This window comes from Streptomyces sp. NPDC051286 (assembly GCF_044455345.1).
Taxonomy (GTDB): domain Bacteria; phylum Actinomycetota; class Actinomycetes; order Streptomycetales; family Streptomycetaceae; genus Streptomyces.
On record NZ_JBITER010000069.1, the window covers coordinates 1 to 21,719 of the forward strand.

Annotated in this window: 19 protein-coding genes and 6 pseudogenes; 12 read left to right on the plus strand and 13 right to left on the minus strand. The window is 68.7% G+C overall.

All coding sequences use genetic code 11. The features are described from left to right. The first annotated feature begins 230 nt into the window (after positions 1-230). Together ACIBB8_RS34635 and ACIBB8_RS34640 are read left to right on the plus strand one after the other, a co-directional pair. Positions 231-1,139, plus strand: coding sequence for an aldo/keto reductase (locus ACIBB8_RS34635; protein ID WP_398958974.1), 909 nt, complete (start codon positions 231-233; stop codon positions 1,137-1,139). Between the two features lie 86 nt (positions 1,140-1,225). Then, positions 1,226-1,729, plus strand: coding sequence for a hypothetical protein (locus ACIBB8_RS34640; RefSeq protein WP_398958976.1), 504 nt, complete (start codon positions 1,226-1,228; stop codon positions 1,727-1,729). A 383-nt stretch (positions 1,730-2,112) separates the two neighbouring features. Here the strand turns inward: ACIBB8_RS34640 and ACIBB8_RS34645 are convergent, their stop codons facing one another. Beyond that, positions 2,113-2,340 (minus strand): hypothetical protein, encoded by a 228-nt coding sequence (locus tag ACIBB8_RS34645; RefSeq protein WP_398958978.1) that lies wholly within the window; start codon positions 2,338-2,340, stop codon positions 2,113-2,115. Between the two features lie 359 nt (positions 2,341-2,699). On the opposite strand from ACIBB8_RS34645, the gene ACIBB8_RS34650 reads away from it, so the two are divergent. Beyond that, positions 2,700-3,269 carry a GNAT family N-acetyltransferase gene (locus ACIBB8_RS34650; protein ID WP_365435250.1) on the plus strand — a complete coding sequence of 190 codons (570 nt, stop codon included), beginning with the start codon at positions 2,700-2,702 and terminating at the stop codon, positions 3,267-3,269. Between the two features lie 48 nt (positions 3,270-3,317). Then, the gene (locus ACIBB8_RS34655) at positions 3,318-3,542 is read left to right on the plus strand and encodes a hypothetical protein (protein WP_398959007.1); all 225 of its coding nucleotides are present in this window, start codon (positions 3,318-3,320) and stop codon (positions 3,540-3,542) included. Positions 3,543-3,678: 136 nt separating this feature from the next. Here ACIBB8_RS34655 and ACIBB8_RS34660 read toward each other — a convergent pair. Next, positions 3,679-4,293, minus strand: a pseudogene (locus tag ACIBB8_RS34660) (IS6 family transposase); the annotation flags it as partial. Between the two features lie 251 nt (positions 4,294-4,544). Between ACIBB8_RS34660 and ACIBB8_RS34665 the strand changes: the two are divergent. Then, positions 4,545-5,174 carry a class I SAM-dependent methyltransferase gene (locus ACIBB8_RS34665; protein ID WP_398958980.1) on the plus strand — a complete coding sequence of 210 codons (630 nt, stop codon included), beginning with the start codon at positions 4,545-4,547 and terminating at the stop codon, positions 5,172-5,174. Between the two features lie 326 nt (positions 5,175-5,500). On the opposite strand, the gene ACIBB8_RS34670 is transcribed toward ACIBB8_RS34665, so the two are convergent. Next, positions 5,501-5,971: a hypothetical protein gene (locus ACIBB8_RS34670; protein WP_398958982.1), complete on the minus strand. Its 471-nt coding sequence runs from the start codon at positions 5,969-5,971 to the stop codon at positions 5,501-5,503. A gap of 322 nt (positions 5,972-6,293) precedes the next feature. Further along, complete coding sequence (locus ACIBB8_RS34675) at positions 6,294-7,232, minus strand: Ig-like domain-containing protein (RefSeq protein ID WP_398959005.1); 939 nt, start codon at positions 7,230-7,232, stop codon at positions 6,294-6,296. A 631-nt stretch (positions 7,233-7,863) separates the two neighbouring features. Between ACIBB8_RS34675 and ACIBB8_RS34680 the strand changes: the two are divergent. The 4 genes and pseudogenes from ACIBB8_RS34680 to ACIBB8_RS34695 form a co-directional block, all read left to right on the plus strand. After that, positions 7,864-8,142: pseudogene (locus ACIBB8_RS34680) on the plus strand (transposase); the annotation flags it as partial. 374 nt (positions 8,143-8,516) lie between these two features. Beyond that, positions 8,517-8,858, plus strand: a complete 342-nt coding sequence (locus ACIBB8_RS34685; RefSeq protein WP_398958984.1) for a PadR family transcriptional regulator — start codon at positions 8,517-8,519, stop codon at positions 8,856-8,858. Next, complete coding sequence (locus ACIBB8_RS34690) at positions 8,855-9,814, plus strand: hypothetical protein (RefSeq protein ID WP_398958986.1); 960 nt, start codon at positions 8,855-8,857, stop codon at positions 9,812-9,814. Before ACIBB8_RS34685 ends, ACIBB8_RS34690 begins: the two co-directional genes overlap by 4 nt. A gap of 100 nt (positions 9,815-9,914) precedes the next feature. Continuing rightward, positions 9,915-10,826, plus strand: coding sequence for a phosphatase PAP2 family protein (locus tag ACIBB8_RS34695; RefSeq protein ID WP_398958988.1), 912 nt, complete (start codon positions 9,915-9,917; stop codon positions 10,824-10,826). A gap of 246 nt (positions 10,827-11,072) precedes the next feature. Here ACIBB8_RS34695 and ACIBB8_RS34700 read toward each other — a convergent pair whose 3' ends face one another. Beyond that, positions 11,073-12,134, minus strand: a complete 1,062-nt coding sequence (locus ACIBB8_RS34700; protein WP_398958990.1) for a beta-ketoacyl-[acyl-carrier-protein] synthase family protein — start codon at positions 12,132-12,134, stop codon at positions 11,073-11,075. Between the two features lie 183 nt (positions 12,135-12,317). Further along, the gene (locus tag ACIBB8_RS34705) at positions 12,318-12,917 is read right to left on the minus strand and encodes a hypothetical protein (protein ID WP_398958992.1); all 600 of its coding nucleotides are present in this window, start codon (positions 12,915-12,917) and stop codon (positions 12,318-12,320) included. Positions 12,918-13,461: 544 nt separating this feature from the next. Between ACIBB8_RS34705 and ACIBB8_RS34710 the strand changes: the two genes are divergently transcribed. Beyond that, positions 13,462-14,202 carry an alpha/beta hydrolase gene (locus ACIBB8_RS34710; RefSeq protein WP_398958994.1) on the plus strand — a complete coding sequence of 247 codons (741 nt, stop codon included), beginning with the start codon at positions 13,462-13,464 and terminating at the stop codon, positions 14,200-14,202. A 141-nt stretch (positions 14,203-14,343) separates the two neighbouring features. Here the strand turns inward: ACIBB8_RS34710 and ACIBB8_RS34715 are convergent. The 4 genes and pseudogenes from ACIBB8_RS34715 to ACIBB8_RS34730 form a co-directional block, all read right to left on the minus strand. Next, positions 14,344-14,762 (minus strand): annotated as a pseudogene (locus ACIBB8_RS34715) (transposase); the annotation flags it as partial. A gap of 40 nt (positions 14,763-14,802) precedes the next feature. Next, positions 14,803-15,186: an ester cyclase gene (locus ACIBB8_RS34720; protein WP_398958996.1), complete on the minus strand. Its 384-nt coding sequence runs from the start codon at positions 15,184-15,186 to the stop codon at positions 14,803-14,805. 529 nt (positions 15,187-15,715) lie between these two features. Further along, positions 15,716-16,183 carry a hypothetical protein gene (locus ACIBB8_RS34725; protein WP_398958997.1) on the minus strand — a complete coding sequence of 156 codons (468 nt, stop codon included), beginning with the start codon at positions 16,181-16,183 and terminating at the stop codon, positions 15,716-15,718. Next, positions 16,180-16,584, minus strand: a complete 405-nt coding sequence (locus ACIBB8_RS34730) for a serine hydrolase (RefSeq protein ID WP_398958999.1) — start codon at positions 16,582-16,584, stop codon at positions 16,180-16,182. The genes ACIBB8_RS34725 and ACIBB8_RS34730 overlap by 4 nt, the downstream gene beginning before the upstream one ends. Here ACIBB8_RS34730 and ACIBB8_RS34735 point away from each other — a divergent pair. Continuing rightward, a pseudogene (locus ACIBB8_RS34735) lies at positions 16,543-17,187 on the plus strand (hypothetical protein); the annotation flags it as partial. The gene ACIBB8_RS34730 and the pseudogene ACIBB8_RS34735 overlap by 42 nt on opposite strands. A 146-nt stretch (positions 17,188-17,333) precedes the next feature. Here the strand turns inward: ACIBB8_RS34735 and ACIBB8_RS34740 are convergent. Then, positions 17,334-17,608, minus strand: a pseudogene (locus ACIBB8_RS34740) (tyrosine-type recombinase/integrase); the annotation flags it as partial. Between the two features lie 257 nt (positions 17,609-17,865). On the opposite strand from ACIBB8_RS34740, the gene ACIBB8_RS34745 reads away from it, so the two are divergent. Continuing rightward, entirely contained in the window at positions 17,866-18,693 is an 828-nt protein-coding gene (locus ACIBB8_RS34745; RefSeq protein ID WP_398959001.1) for a ZIP family metal transporter, read from the plus strand. 216 nt (positions 18,694-18,909) lie between these two features. Here the strand turns inward: ACIBB8_RS34745 and ACIBB8_RS34750 are convergent. After that, positions 18,910-19,041, minus strand: a pseudogene (locus ACIBB8_RS34750) (IS6 family transposase); the annotation flags it as partial. Between the two features lie 824 nt (positions 19,042-19,865). Then, positions 19,866-20,336, minus strand: a complete 471-nt coding sequence (locus tag ACIBB8_RS34755) for an SsgA family sporulation/cell division regulator (protein WP_398959003.1) — start codon at positions 20,334-20,336, stop codon at positions 19,866-19,868. Positions 20,337-21,719: the final 1,383 nt, after the last annotated feature.

Consider the following 21,719-nt stretch of genomic DNA (forward strand, 5'->3'; position numbering starts at 1 on the left):
CGTTTCGTACCGTCGCAAGTCGAAACGTAGCCGGGGTACGGCGTGTTCTGCATATCAGCCCAGGTCAACGACCCACGGAAGCGACAGGGGAGCCCTTTTTTCATGCCCGGGGCCCGCCTGCCTCGACACCGTTGGACCCGCTTCGAGGTCCTCGCCCTGCCGAGCGACCTGAACGCGCCGCGCCCCACCCACCGGTTCTTTGTTCCAAGCCGCAAGAGGAGATCCACGTCATGAGCCCACAGACGAACACCGCGCTCGCCACGGATACTTGGCAACTTGGTGACCAGACCGTCAACCGCGTCGGGTTCGGCGCGATGCGCCTGACGGGTACCGCGCCCTTCGACCGCGGCGTGCCGCGTGACCGCGATCGGTCGATCGGCGTGCTCCGGCGGGCGATCGAGCTCGGCGTGAACCACATCGACACCGCCGCGTTCTATTTCTCGGCGACGCGCTCCGCCAACGAGCTGATCAACCGGGCGCTGGCGCCATACCCGGAGGAGCTGGTCATCACCACCAAGGTCTGGCCGGGCCGCGATACCTCGGGCGCGTGGTGGTGGGCCGCGCCGGCGCAGTTGCGCGGCCAGGTCGAGGAGAACCTGCGCCAACTCGGTCGCGATCATCTGGACGTGGTAAACCTGCGCGTGCCACCGAGCCGGCGGACCGGCTCGATCGGCGAGCACTTCGGCGCGTTGGCCGAACTGCGAGATGCCGGGCTTATCCGCCACCTCGGCATCTCCAACGTCACGTCCGAGCAACTGGCCGAGGCTCGGGCCATCGCCCCGGTCGTCTGCGTGCAGAACCCCTATGGGATCGGTGCGTCGAGCGAGGACCGGGCGCTCCTGCGGCTCTGCGGTGAACTCGGCCTCGCCTTTGTCCCGTTCTTCGCGATCGCCGGTCCCGGGCGCGAGGCGGGTCCGGCTGCCAGCGACCACGAGGCGGTGTGCGCCGTCGCCCGCGCGCACGGTGTGTCCGTCGCGCAGGTCCGGTTGGCCTGGACCTTGCAGCAGGGGCCGCACGTGCTGGCGATCCCGGGGACCGGTGATCTGGACCACCTCGCGCAAAACGTGGCGTCCGGCGCGCTTCGGCTCTCGGAAGACGAGATGGCACGCCTCACCTCGCTGCGGCCGGCCGGAGCATAGCGGGGCCACTGCCAGCCGGAATCCATCCCACCGGCCACCGCTCGCGCTGAAAGGGTCCACCAGCGCCCCCTACTGGCGGACCCCCCTTGCGGGGTGCGGTCGATGCCCGACGCCGTAGCGCCCGGAGTGCCGACCTTCCGGCGGTAGCGTCCCTGCGCAGCCTGCTCGGATTCCACACCGAGCGCGGCGGCGATCCGCTTGAACGTCAGCAGCGGCATGCCCGTGCGGCTGCTGGCCGTGCGGGCGGCCAGCAGCAGGGCACCCTCCAGGGTCTCCAGGTCGTCGCGGGCGACCTGGAGCAGCGCGAGCGCGGCAGTGACATCGTCGGCGCGGTCCTCGGGCCCTCCCCGAAGATCCGTCACTGTGAGCCACAGGCGTCGATCTCCCCACTCCTGCACGCGGTCCATGCCCACCAGGCGCAGCGCCTGTTCGCCAGCGACCCGCGCTGGCGGAAGACCACGGGCATGACCGAAGTGCCCGAGGACCATCGCGCCAGCCGTCCATGGCCCGGGGGCGCCACCCCACTCGGCCTCGGTTCAAGGCGTCCTCGGCCGCCTCCCCAAGCTGCTCCATGGTGGGCGCGCTGGTGACCGGTAGGCCACTGTCGATACCGACGACCCGGAGACTGTCGTAGTCCGTCCGCCAGTAGGACAGACGGTCGTCCCAGGTGGCCGAGAAGACCTCGATACACGCGTTGCGCCGCAGGGCGAGGGTCCAGATGACGGCGCCGAAGGTGTCGCTCATGAGGGGCCTTACAGGAGATGGTCACGGGTGGGCACGCCGAGACGTCCAGGCGTGTGGCTCCTGCGAGTGCAGGCCGGATGCATCCCCCGAGGCCCCGCGAGCGCGGGGAGGAACGGCCGGGGCGCGGGGTCCTCCGCGTCAACGGAAGCGACGGACGCCGCCCTCGGCCGGGTTCGAGCCTCACCAGGAGGTGGGACAACCGTAGCCCGGCAGAGTGCGGCGTGGGTGATCAGGCGTCAGGATGTCCGGGCGCTGGTGTTCCCGTGTTGCTCTCGGGAGCCGACTCGGCGGCGGCGCGGCGGGCGCTCCACTTGCTGTAGAGCACGGTCCCCGCCACGCTGGCACCGGTGACGGCGGCGCCGAGGATGACGCCCTGCCCGCGGTAGAAGTACCGCAGCGCGACGGGGCCGCCCCGCTTGCCAGCTTCCTTCGTGAGTTCCGCGTAGATCCACGTCATGGTGCTGCCTCAGTTCGTGTCGCTCGCTCGGGACGGTTCGATGATCGCAGGACGGCGCGCGGCAGATAAGGCAGTTCGCGACTTCCGTCACTCACCGGGTGCGGGTGCCTCCGCCGCCGAGGTGCGCCCCGTACCGGGACGCGCCCCTGTACGACTGACCCCAACTGGGCAGGCACAGCCGCCGTCCGCGGCCAGGAATTCAAGCTAGGAGCGTGGGTCAGTAAACAACTCCTGGAATGCCGCGCCTCGTGGTGGAGTGGGGCTGTCGGGCGCTGCTGTTGAAATGGCGTGGCTGCCCGTCAGCCGTGATGCGACAATCAGTCCGCATCTTGATCCAAATCCGCGTCCCGGAGGTCCGCATCGACATCGCCTCGCTGCTGCCGATGACCACGCCCCGGTTGTCGCTGCGTCTGTTCACTCCCGGCGACGCCGACGACCTGTACGCCTACCAGAGCCTGCCGAGCGTGGCGCGCTACTTGTACCGGCCGGCGCACACGCGGGAGCGCAGCGAGCAGGTTGCGGCCGAGCGCGCGGCGCACTCGGTTTGGTGCGCCGACGGGGACAAGCTGGCGCTTGCTGTGTGCCGACGCGATGAGCCCGGCGTCCTTGGCGAGGTGACGCTCACCCTGGCCAATGCCCGCGCCGCCCAGGCCGAGATCGGCTGGACTCTCGACCCACGTCACCAGGGGCACGGCTATGCGACCGAGGCGGCCGTGGCGCTGGCCGGGTTTGCCTTCGACAGGCTGGGCGTGCACCGGCTCTACGCACGGCTGGATGTGGAGAACACCGGGTCTGTGCGGGTCTGTGAGCGCCTCGGGATGCGTCGGGAGGCGCACCTGGTCGAGAACGACCTCGACGGGGATCGCTGGGGCAGCGAGTACATCTACGCGGCGCTGGCCGCGGACATTGGCGGTCAATCAGGCAGTTGAGCCCGATGCCGCATCCTGTTCGCGATCTTCCATAGGGAAGAATCCTGCATGTCTGGTGGGGATGGCCTGTTCGAGGTGGATACGGCGGCGGTGGTGGAGCCGCAGACCGCACCGACGGTGCTGGTGAAGAAGACGTTCCGGGTGTTCGTCCCCGATCAGATGATGTTGCTGCCGCCGTCGCTGGATGAGTGGTTGCCGCAGGACCATCTGGCGTGGTTCGTCGCCGAGTTGGTCGACGGGCGTTGTCACGTTGGTGGGGTGTTGATCGGTTGAGGGCGCGTCAGGTCGGGCGGGGGCCTGGGTCACGCTGCGGTGGGCGGGGCGGTGGCCGTGGCGCTGGTGATCTGGTCCCAGATCACGAGGCGGACGGTCATCTCGGTGCGGTGGTCGGTGGCGGTCATCCGGTGCGTGGCCGGAAGTGGGGTGAGATGCCGCTGAACGCGGACAGGAACCGTTGGGCTCCTCCGACGCTGCGGAAGCCTTTCATGGCGCGTTCGCGCTGCCTCGTTGGCTGGTGGGAGTTCTCGGCCCGGTTGTTCAGGCCTTTGTGGGAGCGGTGCTCGACCGAGGGCATCACCTCGCGGTGGGCCGCCCCGTAGGAACGGAGCTTGTCCGTGACGATCACCCTCGGCACGGCCCCGATTCCTTTGAGGAGCCGACGGAAGGAGCGCCTGGCCGCGGCCTTGTTGCGCCGGTTCTGGACGAGGATGTCCAGCACGTTGCCGTCCTGGTCGACCGCGCGCCAGAGGTACTTCTGCCCGCCGTTGATCGTGATGAAGACCTCGTCAAGGTGCCGCGTGTCGCCGGGGCGGGGACGTCGGCGGCGCAGCGCGTTGGCGTAGGACTGTCCGAACTTCAGACACCACCGGCGGATCGTCTTGTAGGACGCAATGACGCCGCGCTGCAGCATCAGCTCCTCCACCTCACGGAATGACAATGGGAAGCGGAAGTACAGCCACACGCAGTGGGAGATCACCTCGACCGGGTACCAGTGCCCCTTGTACGACGGGGGCGTACTGCCCACGGACAACCCCCTCCACCATGATCAACCCGAAGATCATCCCACCCGGTCAGCCAACGTGACAGTGCCCGCGGATCTCTTCCAGGCGGGGCTTCTCGTCCAGGGCCACGATCAGGACCGGGCAGCGAACACAGGCTTCTCTGAACTAACGAGCGCGTCCCGAGATCAGGTGACGGGACACTCAGTCCTGAGGGGAAGGGCCGGTATGGGGCCGGAGAACGGCTGCGAACGGCGCGGGTGTTAGTTTCCTTCCCGTGTTAAAACACCAGGACGAGACCAGGGCGGCCTACGACGGGGTCGTCGAGCTGTACGCTTCGATGTTCGCTAATCGGTTGGAGACGCATCCGTTCGCGCGGAACATGATCAGCACCTTCGCCGAGCTCGTGCGTGGCGCGGGGAACCTGCGGGCAGCCGACGTCGGGTGCGGACCCGGTCATCTGACGGCCATGCTGCACGACTTGGGACTGGACGCCTTCGGGCTCGACCTCTCCCCGGCCATGGTCGACCACGCTCGGCGGGCCCATCCGACGCTGCGGTTCGACGAAGCTCGAATGGAGGCCCTGCCGGTCGAGGACGGCGCGCTCGGCGGAGTGCTGGCCCACTACTCGATGATCCATACCCCACCGGGAGAATTGCCCGCGCTCCTCGCCGAACAGGTGCGTGTCCTGGCACCAGGGGGCCTGCTCCTGGTGTCCTTCTTCGGGACCGAGGGACCGGAGCCGGTCCGCTTCGACCACAAGGTGGCGCCCGCCTATAGCTGGCCGGCGGAGCAGTTTGCCGAGTTGCTGGCCGGGGCCGGCCTAGTCACAGTTGCTCGGTTGCTCCACGACCCAGCGTCCGAGCGGGGCTTCCTCGACACCCATTTGCTGGCCCGCCGCCCGTAGAGCGTGGGTCGTGGCCTGGGTCGGGGTGGTGTAGACCATCCGCGTGGATGAGGGTCGGGGATGGTGGCGGCCGCCGCCGGGGCGGCGGGGTGCGCATGGCGGTGATCGGGACGGCGCCAGGTTCATTGTCGGGTGCCCAGACCATGCGCCAGGTGTCGTCCCACTCGCATCCGCAGCCGTGGTCGGGGTGCGGATGCCGTAAGAAGGCAACGTGGGTCAGGACGGCGCGCCGGATACGGGGGATGAGCTCCGACGGATCATCGCCGGGGGTACAGGTGGAGGTTCCGCCAGCCGCAGACGCGGTCCATGGACGCTGTACGCATGGCTCAGCGGGTCAGGTTGGCGAGGAAGGACTCGGCTGCCAACCACGGGGTCAGCTCAATGCCGAAGCCACTGTGTACGTCGGCTCTTTGGATGTGGACCAGCCGGCCGGACAGGTAGACGACGTCGCCGGTGCGGAACGCCCCCGTGTACGCACCGAGGTAGCTGCGAAGGTGGGTGATCCGGCGGGCGAACACGGACGGCTCGTCGACCGTGGACTCCGTGACCGCGTCCACCTCGATCCCGTAGAGCGCCGGCGTGGCCAGGCCCTCGGAGTGATCCGTGATCCGGGCGAGGACGGAGATCGCTCCTACCTCTTTGGTGACCACCCCAGCAAACGTCTTGTCGCCGTCGGCCCTCAGCGGCTCACAGTTGATGTGCGCCCCCGCACCAGCTGTCAGGCCCTGCAGTTTGCGGGCCTCCTGGCACATGAACGCGTCGAAGCTACCCCCCACCATGTACTTGGCGCGCCGCACGTACAGCCGCCGTAGGCGGCGACATTCGCTGCGGCGTTCTCGGTGACCGTCATCACCGGCTGCCCGGCGCCGTGCCGGGCGGATGCGGCCAGCACGGCGATGTGCAGGCCGGCGCGCGGGGAAGTGCATGGCAGGGTTCCCGGGGTCAGACCGCGCGGAGGCGGCAGATGGAACCCGGCCCGGCTGCACGTACGGGGAGGCCACCGGAGTTTTCACGCGGGACACGGAGGCCAGCCGTTTCTGGTCAGCCCGAAGGGCGAGTACGACGGTGGCCTCTCGGTCAACATCATTGGGTGCTGACCGGCGCCGCCACCGCAGCGTGTCACAGCGTCGCGGTCGTCTCTTCCCCGTAGGCGCTGCCCGCGAGCCACTGGTCCCATCCCAGGTTGAAGTCGGCGTAGCCGTTGTCGGCCGGCGCCTTGGCACGGGGCGAGCCGGTGATGGTGACGGGGTCGCCCTGCTTCACCTGGCCGTAGAACCACTTGGCGTCCGACATGGACAGGTGGACGCAGCCGTGCGAGCCGCGGGCGCTGCCGCTTCCCGGATTCGGGTCGCCGGTCGAGTAGTGCACGTATGTGCCGGACTGGGTGAGGTGGATGTCCCAGGGCAGCGTCAGGTCGTAGTAGTTGGGGCTGCCCTTGTCGCAGCTGATACCGACGCTGCAGGAGGTCATGTGGACCTTCTCCTGCTTGTCGATGACGGCCATCGTGCCGTTCCACGTCGGATACTGGGCGCTGCCCGCATTGATCGACAGGGTGCGCACCACCTTGCCGTTCCGGGTCACCTTCATGGTGTGGCCGGTCACCGAGACATCCGCGCGCACGTCGTCACCGATCTTGAAGGTGTGCGTGTAGCTGTGCACGCCGTAGCGTCCGTTGCCGTTGCTGACGCCCTTCATGTCGGCGTCGATCTTCACCGTCGTACCGGAGGGCCAGTACGCCTTCGGCCGCCAGTCGGCGCGCTTGTCGCCGAACCAGTGCCAGGCGCCGGTCACCGGCTGCGAGGCACTCACCTTCATGTGCTTCTCCACCGTGGCCCGCGCCTTGGCCGCCACCGGGTTCGTGAAGATCACCGAGATCGGCATGACCACACCGACCGTGGTTCCCGTCTGTGGCGTGATCGTCTCCAGCAGCATCGGCGGACCCGCGGGCTCCGTCGGTGACGGCGAGACACTCGCGCTCGGCTTGCCCGACGCCTTTGCGTCGCCGCCGCTCGCCTTGTGACTGCCGCCCCCGCCGCAGGCACTCGCGCCCACCAGCATCACACCCGTGACGAGTGCGATCCCTATGCTGCCCTTGCGCCGTCCCACAACCTGCCCCGCTCTCTCGCTCCACTGCCCTGACGGGCCCGACTCACCGTCAGACGACAACGGTGGGCGCCGCAGTTGCGTGTGTCGCGTAAAAGTGTCTCAAGACTCGTTGCGCACCGCCGGATCGGGGACGATGAGGGGCCGGCGTCACAGGCTAATACTCCCCAGCCGAGACCTCCGTCGACTCCGACCACGAGGGTTATCCGGCTCCCGGCATCCATGGGCTCACGTTCTCATGGCGCTGTTGCAGTGCCTTTGAAAACTGAGCAGGAGCAACTGTCTCCGTGCGGATGCCCGGAAGCCCAGCAGCCGGTGCTACCGGCTGCTGGGCTGCGCGGTTGACGGGTTCAGGGAGCTTTCTCGGGTGGCAGGGCCAGGTCGAGGAACTCCGTGCGTGCTTTTTGTCGAGGGTGCCCTCGAGAGACAGGGCCGTGCGGAGGGATCGGGCGCTGACGTCACGTGGCGTGTTCCACCGCCGCTCAGCGTCTCCGACGATCTCTGCGATGGTCTGGTGGGCCTGCTCAGGATGATGTCGGACCAGCCAGTCGAGCATCCTGGCGATCGTTGGGGTGATCCCGTAGAAGCCTTCGCTGCCTTCCCCCGCGAAGTCTGGAAGCGGATCTGGTCCAACAACCCCCAAGAACGCCTGAACAAGGAAATCCGCCGCCGCACTGACGTCGTCGGCACCTTCCCCGGCCGCGACGCCATCATCCGCCTCATCGGAGCCGTCCTGGCCGAGCAGAGCGACGAATGGATCGAGCAGCGACGCTACATGGGCCCTGAAATCCTCGGCCGCTGCCGCCTTCACCTCATCGAGGGATCAGACCCAGTACACCCAGCCCCCGAAGCCCTGCCCGCCTAACCTGAACAACGGATCACCGAGTGGCCGTCGTTACACCACGCCACCGGACGTGACCTGGGGAAGCGGCCGCTCGGGTCGGGCCTCATCGAACGCCGCCTCGCCGGCTGCGCGCCGCCGGTCCGGGCGAACAGATTCTGATCCACGGGCAGTTCAACGGAGGGGAGACGGGTCTGGCGGACACAGCGGGAATGACGTTCCGCTCGGCCCGGACCAGGTCGCGGTGAGCATCCGCCGATGCCGCGCGGGCGCGTCGAGGAGACCGCCGTCGCGCCCGCCGGCCGGGAGAGGGTGACGCTCGCCGTGGGCGTGGAGGCACTGTCGGTGATCACCCAAGGCTGACAAATATATTTCGTAGCTCGATATATGCTCGACGCATGACACGACGGAACCCGTCCTTGACGGAACCGCAGTACTTCATCCTTGCTGCGCTCATGGATGGACCGTTGCACGGTTACGGCATCATCAAGGCTGCCGAGCAGGCCACCGACGGGCGGCTCCGGATCGCTGTCGGCACTCTCTATGGCGCGCTGGAGCGGTTGGAGCGGGCCGGGCTGGTGGCCGCCGGCGACGAGGAGATCGTGGACGGGCGGGCGCGGCGCTACTACCGGCTCACGGAGGACGGCACCGAGGCGCTCGGCCGGGAGGCGCTGCGGATGCGGCAGGCGGCGGCTGTCGTCCTCGGGCGCCCGCGAGATGCCAGGGTGGCCCCGGCATGAACCGCCTGCTGCTCGCGGCCTACCCCGAGCCCTACCGCTCCCGGCAGGGAAAGGAGTTGCTGGCCTGCCTGTCCGAGGCGTACCCCGGCCGTTCCTGGCCCCCGCCGCGGGAAGTCCTCGCCGTGGCGCGTGCCGGGGTGCAGGCCCGCGCCCGTGCCGTCGTCGACGACACGGCCCGGCCGTGGTGGCTGGACGGCATCCATCTGACCGCTCTCGTCCTCGCCGGGCTGGCGCTGGTGCCGTACCTGCAGGATGTGTGGCACTGGGCACTGCACATCGATCCCGGCCGGCATGCCATCGCCTTCCACTTCTCCGGCTGGTTCCCGTGGGCGCAAGGTCCCGGCACGCGGACCCGGCTCCTGTCCTACGGGCTGCTTCCGCTGGTCTGCTTGATCGCCCTGCTGCGTGGCAAGCCGTGGATCGCCCTGCCGGCCGCAGCCGCGATGATCTACGCCGGTGCCACGTTCAACAGCAATACGCTCTTCGGCGACGAGGGCAAGGTGGGCCTGGGCTACTACGGGTTGGGCGCCCCGATAACGGCCCATGACCTGGTGCTGTCCGGGGCACTGTGCACCGCATGCGCCGTGCTGGCGGCCTGCCGTCCCGCCCGGCTGCGGCGCCACTCGTACCGCTGGCTGGTCCCCGTCGTGCTCGCCATGTTCGTGGCCGGGTCCCTGCACATCATCTCCATCAGTCCGGCCTTCCAACGCGGCCTGTTCGCCCTCGAAGTCGCTGCGCTGATCGCCGCGTGGGCGGCGACGGCCGCCACCGGTGACTACCGGTGGCTGATCCCCGTCGTGGCGTTCGCATTCATCCACATACAGGCGATCGCCATCCAGCCGAACGGGTTCATGCAGTCCCTGCCGGACCTGGTTGTCCTTCTCCTCCTCATCGCTCCCCTCCCGGTCCTGGTGATCGCCGCCCAGCGCCGGCAGAGCCGGGCGCTCCTCGATTAGGAGCAGATCACCGGCCGGCCGACCGACCGGACCTGCCGTCCCACCTCGCGCCCAAAGCGGCGCGTGACCGCACCGCTCCCCCACGAAGACAGAGAAAACGATGACTCAGCAAGATCCCTCGACCCTGCCCACGCACCCGGACCCCGGCCAGGACCCGGGCACCACGGCCGAACCCAGCCCTGCGCGGGCGGTACGGCTACGAGTCCCGGCTCCGCTGTGCCTCGTGGGGTTGTTCCTGGTGGTCTACCTGATCGCTGTCTGCACCCCGTTCGGGCAACGGGCGGAGAACGCCCTGCTCAGCGGATACGACGCCAAACCGGCATGGATCTACGACTGGTCGGGGGCGGTCTACGGTTCATCGGCCATGCCGCCGCTGGAACAGACCGCCATGCCCACCCTGCTCGTGGGCATCGCGGTCATCGCGGCCGTCACTCTGGTGCGGAGGTGCTGGTGGCAAGGCTGCGCGGCGACCGGGATCGTCGTGGTCACGCTCGGGAGCAAGGAACTCACCAGGATGATCCTGCCCCGCCCCGATCTGGTGGACGCGCGCGTCTCGCTCATCGAGCCGAGCTTCCCCAGCGGACACGTGGCCATCCCCGCCGGGCTGGCCCTCGGCGCCACCCTCATCGCTTCCCCCCGCATCCGCCCCTACGCCACCGCGGCCGGCATGCTGTGGCTCGCCGTCACCGCCGGCGCCGTCCAGGCCACCTACCATCACCGGCCCAGCGACGTACTGGGCTCCACACTGCTGGCCTGCGCCTGCTACAGCCTCGCGGTCCGGTTGCTGCCACCGGCCGCGGCACCAGGCGTCACGCGGCGCCCTCGTGCGCTGTCGGCGGTCGCCCTGGCACTGTCAGCGGCCGGCGCGCTCGTCGCCGGCGCGCGGGACGACTCCGTCACACAATCGCTGGTCTTCGCGGCAGCGGCCTTCCTGTGCGCGGTCCTGTTCTGGTTCACCACAGAGGCGGGGTCCGCACACACCGCACGCCGCACACGCCCCGCACCGGGCTGACCACCCGGCCGGCTCCGGGCGGGAACCGGCGCATCCCGGCAAAGCCGCGGTCCGACGCCACCGCCCAGTCGTAGAAGCCGTCGACGCCCGAGCGGGGATGCGCTCCCGCCCGGCGTGTCCTCCCGTAGTCCGGTCAACGACTCGGTGGCGGCCGTACCAGCAATTCACCAGGAGCTGAACCGGGCGACCGTGCGCGGCACCACGCAGCACGGTGACCCTCCACGGACAATGGTGCGTTCGTTTGGGTCATGGTGTGGTCGACACCGTACGGGACGCGTGGTGCCGTGCGCCGGTGACGATGAGTGAGACGTTCTGCCCACCGAAGCCGAAGGAGTTGCTGAGCACGGCTTCCTGGGGGACGTCTCGTCGCTCTGCGACGACATCGAGGTCGATGTCGGGACCGACGCCGGCCGCGGTGAGGTTGCGGGTCGGCGGGATGGCGCCGTGCTTCACACTGAGGACGGCGATGAGCGCCTCGATTGCGCCGGCGGCGCCAAAGAGATGGCCGAGCGCCGCCTTGGGGGCTGTCACGGTGGCGCGGCCGAAGACCTCCCCGATCGCGTGCGCCTCGGCGACGTCGCCGACCGGAGTTCCGGTGGCGTGGGCGTTGATGTGGCTGATCTGCTCGGGGGCCAAGCCGGCTTGCGCGAGGGCCTTCCGCATGGCCGAGATCTGACCGGAGCCGTCGGGAGCGGGCGCCGTGATGTGGTGAGCGTCGGCGGCGATGCCGGCGCCCGCGAGTACCGCGTGGACGCGCGCGCCTCGGGCGCTGGCGTGTTCGGCACTTTCGAGCACTACGACAGCCGCGCCTTCACTGAGGACGAATCCGCTGCGGTCCGCGGCGAACGGCCGGGAGGCTGAGGCGGGGTCGGCGGTGTATCGCGACAGTGCTTGTGCCTGGGCGAAGCCAGCGACGGTGATCGGGGTGATCGCGGCCTCGGTTCCACCCGCGATGACCACGTCCGCCTCGCCGGCACGGATGAGCCTGGCCCCCAGGGCGATCGCCTCGGCACCGGAAGAGCACGCCGAGACGGGCGTGTAGACCCCGGCCCGCGCGCCGTATTCGATACTGATCAGCGCTGCCGCCGCATTGGGCATGAGCATCGGGACCGTGCGTGGCGAGACGCGCCGTGTCCCGGCCGTCTCCAGTACGTCGTCTTCCTTCAGCAGCGTCTGTACGCCCCCGATGCCCGTGCCGATCGCTGATGCGAGCCGGTCCGGGTCCACCCGCGGGGCACCGGCATCGGCCCAGGCTTCGGCCGCCGCGGTGAAGGCTGCCTGCTCAGGGCCCCTGGACAGACCCGCCACGACGGTTATCTGCGGTTCCGATCTGGCTCTTGTTGTGTGAGGCACATGGGCTCACCGGTTCGTGTGACTGTGGGATATCCACTCGGGTCCGTCCCGCTGGGCAGGTGACCGATGACGAGGGCGTTGGGATTCGAATGGCTCACGAACACCTGTGCTCCGTCCCCTGCGGGAGTGGTGCCTGTTCTACTCCACCGGCTCATGCCAGGCGGCGACGAGATTGTGGAAGCGCGAGAAACGGGCGCCCGGAACAGTCTCGCCACTGACCGTCTCGCCGTTGAGCCAGCAGATGTCGAAGATGTCGGTCTCGGTGTCGAGTAGGCAGCACACGCCACCGGCGGCGGCGGTGAGGTCGGTGAACACCTTCCTGACGCTCGCGGACTGCTCGAACATCCGGCTCATGCCCGAGGTGGCCGCTGTGAACTGCAGCGACGCAAAGTTCGGGTGCCATGCGGGCGAGAACCTGACAGTCAGGTAGATGTACCCGACCGACACTCTTCCCAACCCGTCGATCCTGTCGACATCGCGGAGGAAGAACTCGCGCATCGCGTCGTCGACGCCAATCATGATTGAGGTGTCCAGTTCGAGCGTGCCGCCTGCTGAACAATCAACCGGTTCGCTCTTGTACTCCGAGGTGAACGGCACGATCAACTGCTCGCCGCCCGGCAGGGTGATCGGAAGCGGCGGCGTGTTACGGCCTTGGGGTGCGAGTTCGGCCAGCCGGGTCAGTGCCCTCACAACGTTCCGAGGGGACATAAAGATTTCGTAGCTGTAGTCCAGCCCCATGCCGCCCCGCCTCCCCCGTGCTGAACCGGCATCCTTTCACGGTATGGACCGGTCGCCCAGCTGTTTCTGGGGCGGCCGGCTTCACCCAGGCGCGGTCGGGAATGACCGTCAACACCGGGTCGTCTCTGGAGAGATCAGCTCCGAGCGGAAGCGCTGCTGCTTACGGGTGGTCACCGAGAACCTGGCACTGGGCGGAGACGCCGATCTCGCGCGGCTCCACATGCCGTTCCAAGCTGTGACCGGATGGGCGAAGCCAACCGGTCCATCGACGTGTCGCATGGCTTGTGTCGACTGGCCTGGCCGGGTGCCAACTACCGTGTCCCGGCACACCCACAGGTTTTGACGATTGCTCGCCACGGAGCCTCCGCGAAAACCTGTTGGCGGACCACGGCGACCACTGCTACTTTTTCCGGAGGCCGTGCGAGAGAACGAGGAGGTGGTACCCGTGAACACAGTATCGACATGGGTGCTCCCCTCCGGGGTCACGGTCGGGCGATAGGTCGTCCGGGAGCGCCGTTCACGAGCACTCCCGAAAGGCACGACCATGCAATTCACTTCCGAACAGCGCCTCGACGACGGCGTCCTCGAACGCGAATTCACCCTCGGCGAGATCCCCGGCATCCTGTGGACGCCCGGATCGGCATCCGCATCCGCACCGGCGCCGCTGATCCTGCTCGGCCACCCCCCGCTCGGACTGCACAAGATGTACCCCCGGCTGGCGGGGCGGGCCCGGCACGCCGCGGCGGATGGCTTCGCCGCGGCCACCATCGAGCTCCCCGGGAGCGGTGAACGGCCCCGTTGGGCCGCCGCCGAGCAGGCCCGCGCAGACCTGCGCCGGGCCATGGAGGCCGGCGAGCCGGTCGGCGACGAGATCGTCGACGCCCTCATCCTCCCGCTGGTCGAAAAGGCGGTCCCGGAATGGCAGGCCGCCCTGGACGCCCTCCTTTCGCTGCCCGAGATCGGAGGCCCGGTCGGGTACTCGGGGGGAGTGATCTCCATCGGGACCCGGCTGGCGGTGGTCGAGCCGCGCATCTCGGCCGCTGTTCTGTTCGCCGGGAGTTTCGTCCCTCGCGCCATGCTCGAGGAGGCCCGCCAGGTCACCATTCCGCTGCACGTCCTGCTGCAGTGGGACGACGAAGGGAACGACCGGCAGGCGGCCCTGGATCTGTTCGACGCCTTCGGCTCCAAGGAGAAGACGCTGCACGCCAACATGGGCGGTCACACCGGCGTCCCGCAGTTCGCAGGGGACGCCGCGGCCCGATTCTTCACTCGGCATCTGAGCTAGCCGCCGACCACCCCCGCCGTCAGGCCAGCAGCAGACGGTAAGCGGTGCCGGCCAGGATGCCGCTCATCGAGGACGGGTCCGGCCCTCCTCAGTTCTCTACACCACGGGCCCCTGCCAACTCGGCAGGGGCCCGCGCTGCCCGAGGAACAGGTCTGCGAGGGCGTCCAGGTGACGGCGGCGGAAGCGTGAGGCAGAGCGGTAGTCCAGGGCCTGATCGGCGGCCAAAAAGCGGAACTCGACATCATCAACGCACTGGCGCTCGATCGCCCGGGAGGAGCGCAGCCCGGTGGTGTAGCCGTAGATCAGCAGGCGCACCATCAGCCGCGGGGCGTACTGCGGGAAGCCGCGCTTCTCGGTGTAGTCGGCCAGGATCGGTCCCAGGTCCAGCACGTCGTCGACCAGGTCGGCGACGAACCGGGCCAGGTGGCCCTCGGGCAGCCAGTCGTCCGGCGACGGCGGCAGCAACAGGACCTGGTGCGGGCGAACGCCCGGAACCGCTTGTGCACACCTGCCGAACTACCGCTCGACTGCTCCCTCTCGACCGGCTCGACCTCGAACAGTCCGTCGCCACTACCCACACCGAGATCATCTCGCACGTGATCAACCTGGTGTCGCGCTGCTACCCGCCGAGCGGTTGAGTGTGGATATGCCCCACAGTTCGGCGATGCGGCCGTCCTCTACCCGGAAGATCTCCATCATCGACGGCGGAGGCTGGGCATCGACGCCCGAGCCCGCCAAAACGCCATGCAGGGTCGTGCGAACGGCGACCTTGTCCGCACCCACGACCATGTCTTCGACGGTGACCTGAATGTCAGGGAACATGGCGTGAAGCCCGCTCCAGGCCTTGACGACGCTCTCGACGCCAACGGTGCCCAGCGGATGGCTCACGAAGTCGGCGGAGAAGATCGTCTCTGCCGCGGCGAGGTCACGAGCGTTGAACGCCTCGTACATGCGCTGCGCAGCGGCCCTTGCGTCGTGGGTCATATCACTCCCAAGTCGTTGGCGACCTCAGCAGTCAACCACGCGCTCACCTTTGGTCCCACTGCATCCGCGACAGCGGCCACGATCGTTTCCTCGTGTACGGCCGGCAAGTCCCCATTGGAGGCCCGCCCCGCGAGACCGAGGCCGGAGACCCACTCACCGGTGGCGCGGTGGACTGATGCTCCGGCCACCGACGAAAACGAGGAGGATCATGCTGCACCTGCTGTCGCTCCACTACACAGCCTCGGAGCACGACGCGGAACCCCACATTGCGGCCTACATCGCCTACCTGCAACGTCACCACCGCGACGGGACGTTCCTGGCCTCCGGCCAGACCGTCCCCACCTCGATTGGCGGCGCCATCATCGCCCACGGCGTCGACCGCTCACGATCGAACAGATCACCGCGCAGGACCCATTCGTCACCAACAACGTCGCGAAGTACAGCATCACGACCATTACCCCTGGGCGGGTGCACCCTGCTTTGGCAGACGTGCTGAAGCCAGGCGGCTGAGAGGTCGTTTTGAGAGTATTCAGCAGGTAGCGGTGGGTGCTTGATCCTGCATTAGACGCGGTGCAGGTGACGGAGGGCGCGGTCGGCACTGTGCAGGATCTAGCGAGCGAACCCGGGACAAACCGGCCGCGAAGTTGACGTCCGCGGCGGTCAGTGGCGAGCCGTCGGCACAGGTGATGCCGCGCCGCAGAGTTAAGGTGGCCCTGGTCGTCGTAGCGCGCCACTTGTCCGCCAGTCCCGCCATCGGCTTTCCGGCGGAGTCGCCGTCGAGCAGCGTGTCGTAGAGGTAGCGGTCGGTCTGGATGACGACCGCAAGGAGCGTCATCTGCGGGTCGAGGCGTCTGGGGTCGGACGAGATGGCCTGCGTGAAGGTCTTGTCTTCCGCGAGTTTCTGGTGTGCCGTCCGGCCCTGTGTGGACTGGGAGACTCTCCCGCACTCGCTCACCGTCAGCGCCAGCGCGCCGAGCAGGACGACCGGGCGCCTCACGACGTCACTCCTCGGCGGAGATGGTCCACGGCAAGCCGGGCGGCTCTGCCGATCGAGGCATCGACAGCAGGCTGGCGGTCCTCGAGGGAGTCCGCGCGGGTGAACACCGCGACGGCGTACTGCCTGCCGTCCGGATGGGTCAGCACGCCTGCCTCGTTGCGGACCGCGGGAAGCGTGCCTGTCTTGGCCGCCGCCCGGACCCCGGCGTCGAGGCCGGACGATATCCGGTGCGGCCATATCTGCCTTCCCATGATCGCGCGGACCTTCTCGCACGCCCCGGGATCGGCCGCGCGGTCGGTCCAGATCGCGTCGAGTAGCCGGGTGATCTCGCGCGGGGTGGACGACGTCGTCCTGGCTGAATGTGCCCGGGACAACAGAGCAGCGCAAGATGCCGTATCCATCGTCCCGGCATCTTGCGCTGTCGCAGCGGCTACTGGCGTCGCCGCTTCTGTGGGGTGGCTGCGGAGCAGCGCACGCGTGGGCAGACCGGTGGCAGCGAAGCCGAGGAGGATGGTGCCTGCCACCAAGGCGACTGCCGCGCCGGCGGGGATGTGAGGTGCGGCGCCGGTGAGGCCGCGCGTGAGGGGAATGAGCGTGGTCCAGGCGCTGCCGGCGCCGAGCAGGAGACCGGTGCCCGTACCCTCCGCGGGCCCGGGCCCGCCCGCCGCCGCCGCACCAGGGCACGCGCCGAGACCGTGGCCGCCGAAATCGCCGGCACAGTCCGGGGCCTGGACCTTGACCTTGACCTCTCGCAGCCGGAGACCATTGACAGAGCGCTCATCGACGTACCGGAAGTCGACAACCTGGTGATCACCGCCATCACGGAGGATTTCACCACTGTCGCCGACGTCGACATCGCCAAGGCCATGCACGCCGTGACCACCAAACTGGTGGGGTACACGGAGACCGTGCGAGTCCTGCATGACCGGTTCACCCCCGGCGCCTCGGTCGTACTCTTCGGCGGCCTGGCCAAAGAACGCCCCTACCCCGGCTCCACCATGATGACCGCCGTCAACGCTGGTATCACCGGACTGGTGAAGACCCTCGCAGTGCAGATTGCGCCCGTCGCGTCAACGCCATCCACCCGGGCGTGGTGGGCGACCATCCGAGGTGGCGCGACGTACCCGAGAACCGCCAAGTATCACGTACCCATCACGACGCGGGGTGCGGCCCCGGCCGCGGTGAGGAGCGTGGCCGTACCGTGCCGGGCTCATGCAGCCGGATGACGCGGAGGCCGGCGGGCTGAGCGATGCGGGTGAAGGAGCGGTAGACGTTCCGCGGCTCGACCGGACGGCCGGTGCGGGTGACGAAGACGCAATCCGCGGGTGCTGGACCTGCAGCGTCATCGACGCGGTGGCCAAGGCGGCATGGCGCGGCGAAGGTTGCCTCTCCCTGAGGGACCGGCTGTCGGTGGCCGCAAGCGGGATACGGCACCGGATACGCGACCACGGCCTGCAGCCCAGACCCGCAGCACCCGGCGAAAGGCCTGGATCGGCTTGATCAGCAGGCTGGTGCGAGCGCATGCGACCCGTAGACGAGGAGGGCGCAGGAGCAGGCGCGCAGCAAGGATACGCAATGACTTGGCCAAGTCTTCGCGATGTGGGACGCCACAGCTTGTTAGGTAAACCTTCCCTGACTAATCTTCTGTGCGCTTCTTGTGCACATCAGACCGGAGAGTCCCCTTGTCCAGCGCAAACATCGCCCTGCTCGGCGCGATAGCAGGCTTCACCATCTACCTCGGCCTCCCCATAGGCCGACTCCGCACACCCACTCCCCGCCTCAGGGCCGGGCTCAACGCCGTGGCCATCGGCATCCTGATCTTCCTCGTGTGGGACGTACTGACCCACGCATGGGAGCCGATCGACGGGGCGCTGAGCAAGCACGACTGGGGAACCGTTGTCTCGGGTGGGACCACCCTGGCCGCCGGCCTGGCAATCGGCCTGGCCGGGCTCGTGCACTATGACGGCTGGATCGCTCGCCGACGTGTCGCCCAGTCGCAACCTGCTGGGCCCGGCGCCGCCTCCACCGCCGAACTCGCCCCGAAGACCCGCAGCCAGGCGGGCTCGCTCGCGCTGATGATCGCCACCGGCATCGGCCTGCACAACTTCGCCGAGGGCCTGGCCATCGGCAACTCCGCCGCCCAGGGCGAACTCTCCCTCGCCGTCCTTCTCATCATCGGATTCGGACTGCACAACGCCACCGAGGGCTTCGGAATCGTCGCCCCCCTGGCCGCCGAGGGCGAACGCCCGTCCTGGCTTACGCTGTTGTGGCTCGGCCTGATCGGCGGCGGCCCCACCTTCCTCGGCACGCTCGTCGGACAGCACCTGGTCAACGACACCCTGTCCATCGCCTTCCTCGGCCTCGCCGCCGGATCCATCCTCTACGTCGTCATCGAACTGCTGGCCGTCGCCCGCAAGACCGGACTCAAGACACTCACCACCTGGTGCATCCTCCTCGGTCTCCTGCTCGGCTTCGCCACGGACGCCGTCGTCACGGCCGCCGGCGCTTAGCGGCCTCCCCCGGAAAGGCGAATCGGCGACGACTGCCGTCTCAGGCAGGCAGGCAGAGTGCAACTGCGGCTGGCCACCGGGTGGGCGAGCCGCAGTGGTTGCCGTACGGCAGCGGAGTTTGATGGGGCGCGATGCGGGAACGTCACGCTCCATGCCGCCGGTCGCCCACGAGCCCGGCGACCGAACTTCCGGCACCAGCGGTGTGATCGTCTCCTACGAGACGATCACACCGCGCTCCAGCGTCAGCTCCTCGGCCTCACGGAAACTGAGCGGGAACCGGAAGTACAGCCACACGCAGTGCGAGATCACCTCGACCGGATACCGGTGCCCCTTGTACGACGGCGACATGCCCTCCACGGACGACCCCCTCCACCGTGATCAGCCCGAGGATCCTCCCACCCTGTCAGCCAACGTGACAGCGCCCCCGAACTGGCCAAACACCCCTTCCGGAATGTCACCGGATGACCCGCCGCCTTCCCCACCCCCAACAACGCAGCAGGCAAGTCGCACCCATCCCCGACTCACACTCCGGGAAATCAATCTGGTTTTCCGGTCCCTTCGGTCCCTGCAGCTGAGGTGTCGCTCAGGCGGCCCAGCACGACCGTGGCCAGACGCAGCGCGGCAGGCAGCTCGCGCCTCGGCGACGGTGGGGCGGACGATGTCCGACCAGTCGCCGTTCAGCCCCGGCCAGGCGGCGAGCAGCACCTGCTCACCCGCAAGCCCCGGGTGGGCCGTGACGTCCATCCGGCCTTCGCGGGCCGGAACCCAGGACAGCAGGATCTCGCCCGGCGGTATACGGGTGGGAGAGGTGAGCGGCGCCCGGACGACCTGGAGCCGGCGCCGGGAAGCGGCCCACCGAGGTGACCAGCGCGCCGCGCACGTCGCCGGGCGTCGGCGACTTCACCAACGTCCACAGGGCGACCGGGCTGTCGTGAGCGCCGTGGTCCCGCACCACGGTCAGGGCCGGCCTGCGCGCGGTCGCCCAGGAGCGGGCGCCGTGGAAGGGGCGGCGGTTCCATGTGCGGGCCGCGAGCCGGCCCCCGTCTCCTGCCGAACGTGGTCATGAATACCTCCGTACGGAAACACGACGCACGACAGCGCCGTACGAATCGTTCACACTGGCCCGTCGGCGTCCGGCACACACATCAGTCAAGTGACCGCGGGACAGTGGGTCAGTCGTCGGACCGTTCGCGGTCGTCCAGCAGTTCGCCGAGGAAGGCACCCCAGTCCAGGGCGTCCGCCTCCGCCTCCGCCGACACGATCTTGTACGTGGTGTCCAGCCACTCCCCGACCTCCGCGACAGGCAACTCGAACACCGCACTGCTCTCCCTCGACTCCAACAGCAGCCAGGCCACCTCTCCCTCCTCACCCTGCACCGGCCACGCCTGCACGTCACCCTCCCCGCTCTCCTCGTACAACCCCCGATACAACAACTCGCGACCGATACGCCACGTCACACCCCGGCCACGCCAAGGAGTGAATGTCACCGACACCACCATCGGCGACACCGCATCGAACCGGAACTCGGCCCGAATGGGATGCACCGGCACACCGTCCAGCACCCGCCGAACGTCCAGACAAAGAACCGGCAACTCCCCTGACACCGCCTGACCTGCCTGGACACCGGCCTGTTCGCCGTTCATGACGGAAATCCCTTTCGTGGTCGAGAACCTCACCCCGACTCTCCCCCACCATCACACCCCCACGACATCCGTCACCTGACCCTGACACCGAATACGTCACCGCCACCCAACTCCCCCGCACCGGCCGCCTCCACGCTCGGCACCCCCACCCACCGGTACGTCATCTGACTGGCGCTGCAGGTCCGTTCGGACCGGGCGGCGGACCGGTCATGTCCGGAGGCAACCCGCGACGTGGTCCAGACCGTTGTCCAGGTATGAATGGCACACGTACCCCCGAACACGGCGCCTGCGCCCCACCCGCTCGTCCCGTCCGTCGACCCGGTACGACACCGTCCTCGTCGTCAGCGCCCTGGCCGCGCTGAGTGGTTGCACCGTCGGAGGGAACACCGGCTCGGCGTCCTGTCACCGGCTACAAGGCGCCCCGTCCGCACCGGGGCGCCGTATGCCGCAAGTGACCGGGCCGTCCCGGTCGACTGCCCCGCCGACGGCACGGACTCCGTTCCGACGCGGCTGGTCGTGCGGGGCGGTGCCGTCCGTCGCCGGATCGGGTGCCCCAGGGCGCGTCTTCCGATCGCCACCGCTGCCGCGTGATGGCGAGTGGTCTTCCCGGTCTTGCCGGTGAGGGGCTTCTGCCAGTGCTGGGCGCCCCATCTGGAAGTGTAGGCCGGGTCCACGGCGACGACGGTGATACCGAGCTCGACTGCCATTGATACGAGCCGTGCCCGCAGCTTGGACGCGGGCACGCCGGAGATCAGCTTGCGGAACCGCTTCCTGTGGCCGTGCTTCTCGCGGGTCTTCTCCGCTGCGGAATCCAGGTGCTCGATCGCAATGGACACCCCGCGCCGTGCGGCCCAGTGCAGGAGGCGGATGATCGCGTGCCGGACCTGGGCGTCGCGGTGGTCCGCGCTGCCGGACAGCTCGTAGTCGAATCGTCGCGGCCGGCCGACCGGGTTGCCGTAGCGATCAGGTTGGCTCCCGTCAGCCGACGATGCAGCCGCGATCCGAGAGCGAGCGCGCGACGGTCGGGCGGTCGATCCGATCCGGCAGCGCAGGTCGAACGCCCGGCGCTCCACCCGCCGGCCCACGGCGGCCAGTTGGTCACACACCTATGCCTCGGCCCGCTGCATTGCCCGTGGCTCCCTGCGCCGGCTCCGCGGTCCTCCTGCGAGGCCTCGACGTCCCGGCGGAGCCGGGCCGGGGTCGACGGGCGGCTCGAATACACCTGCGGCGAAAGGGCCGTTCGTCATCCGCACTCCACGGTCGGCGAGGGCGGGAATGCCGGAAAACCGGCTCCCCTGTCGCTTCCGTGGGTCGTTGACCTGGGCTGATATGCAGAACACGCCGTACCCCGGCTACGTTTCGACTTGCGACGGTACGAAACGG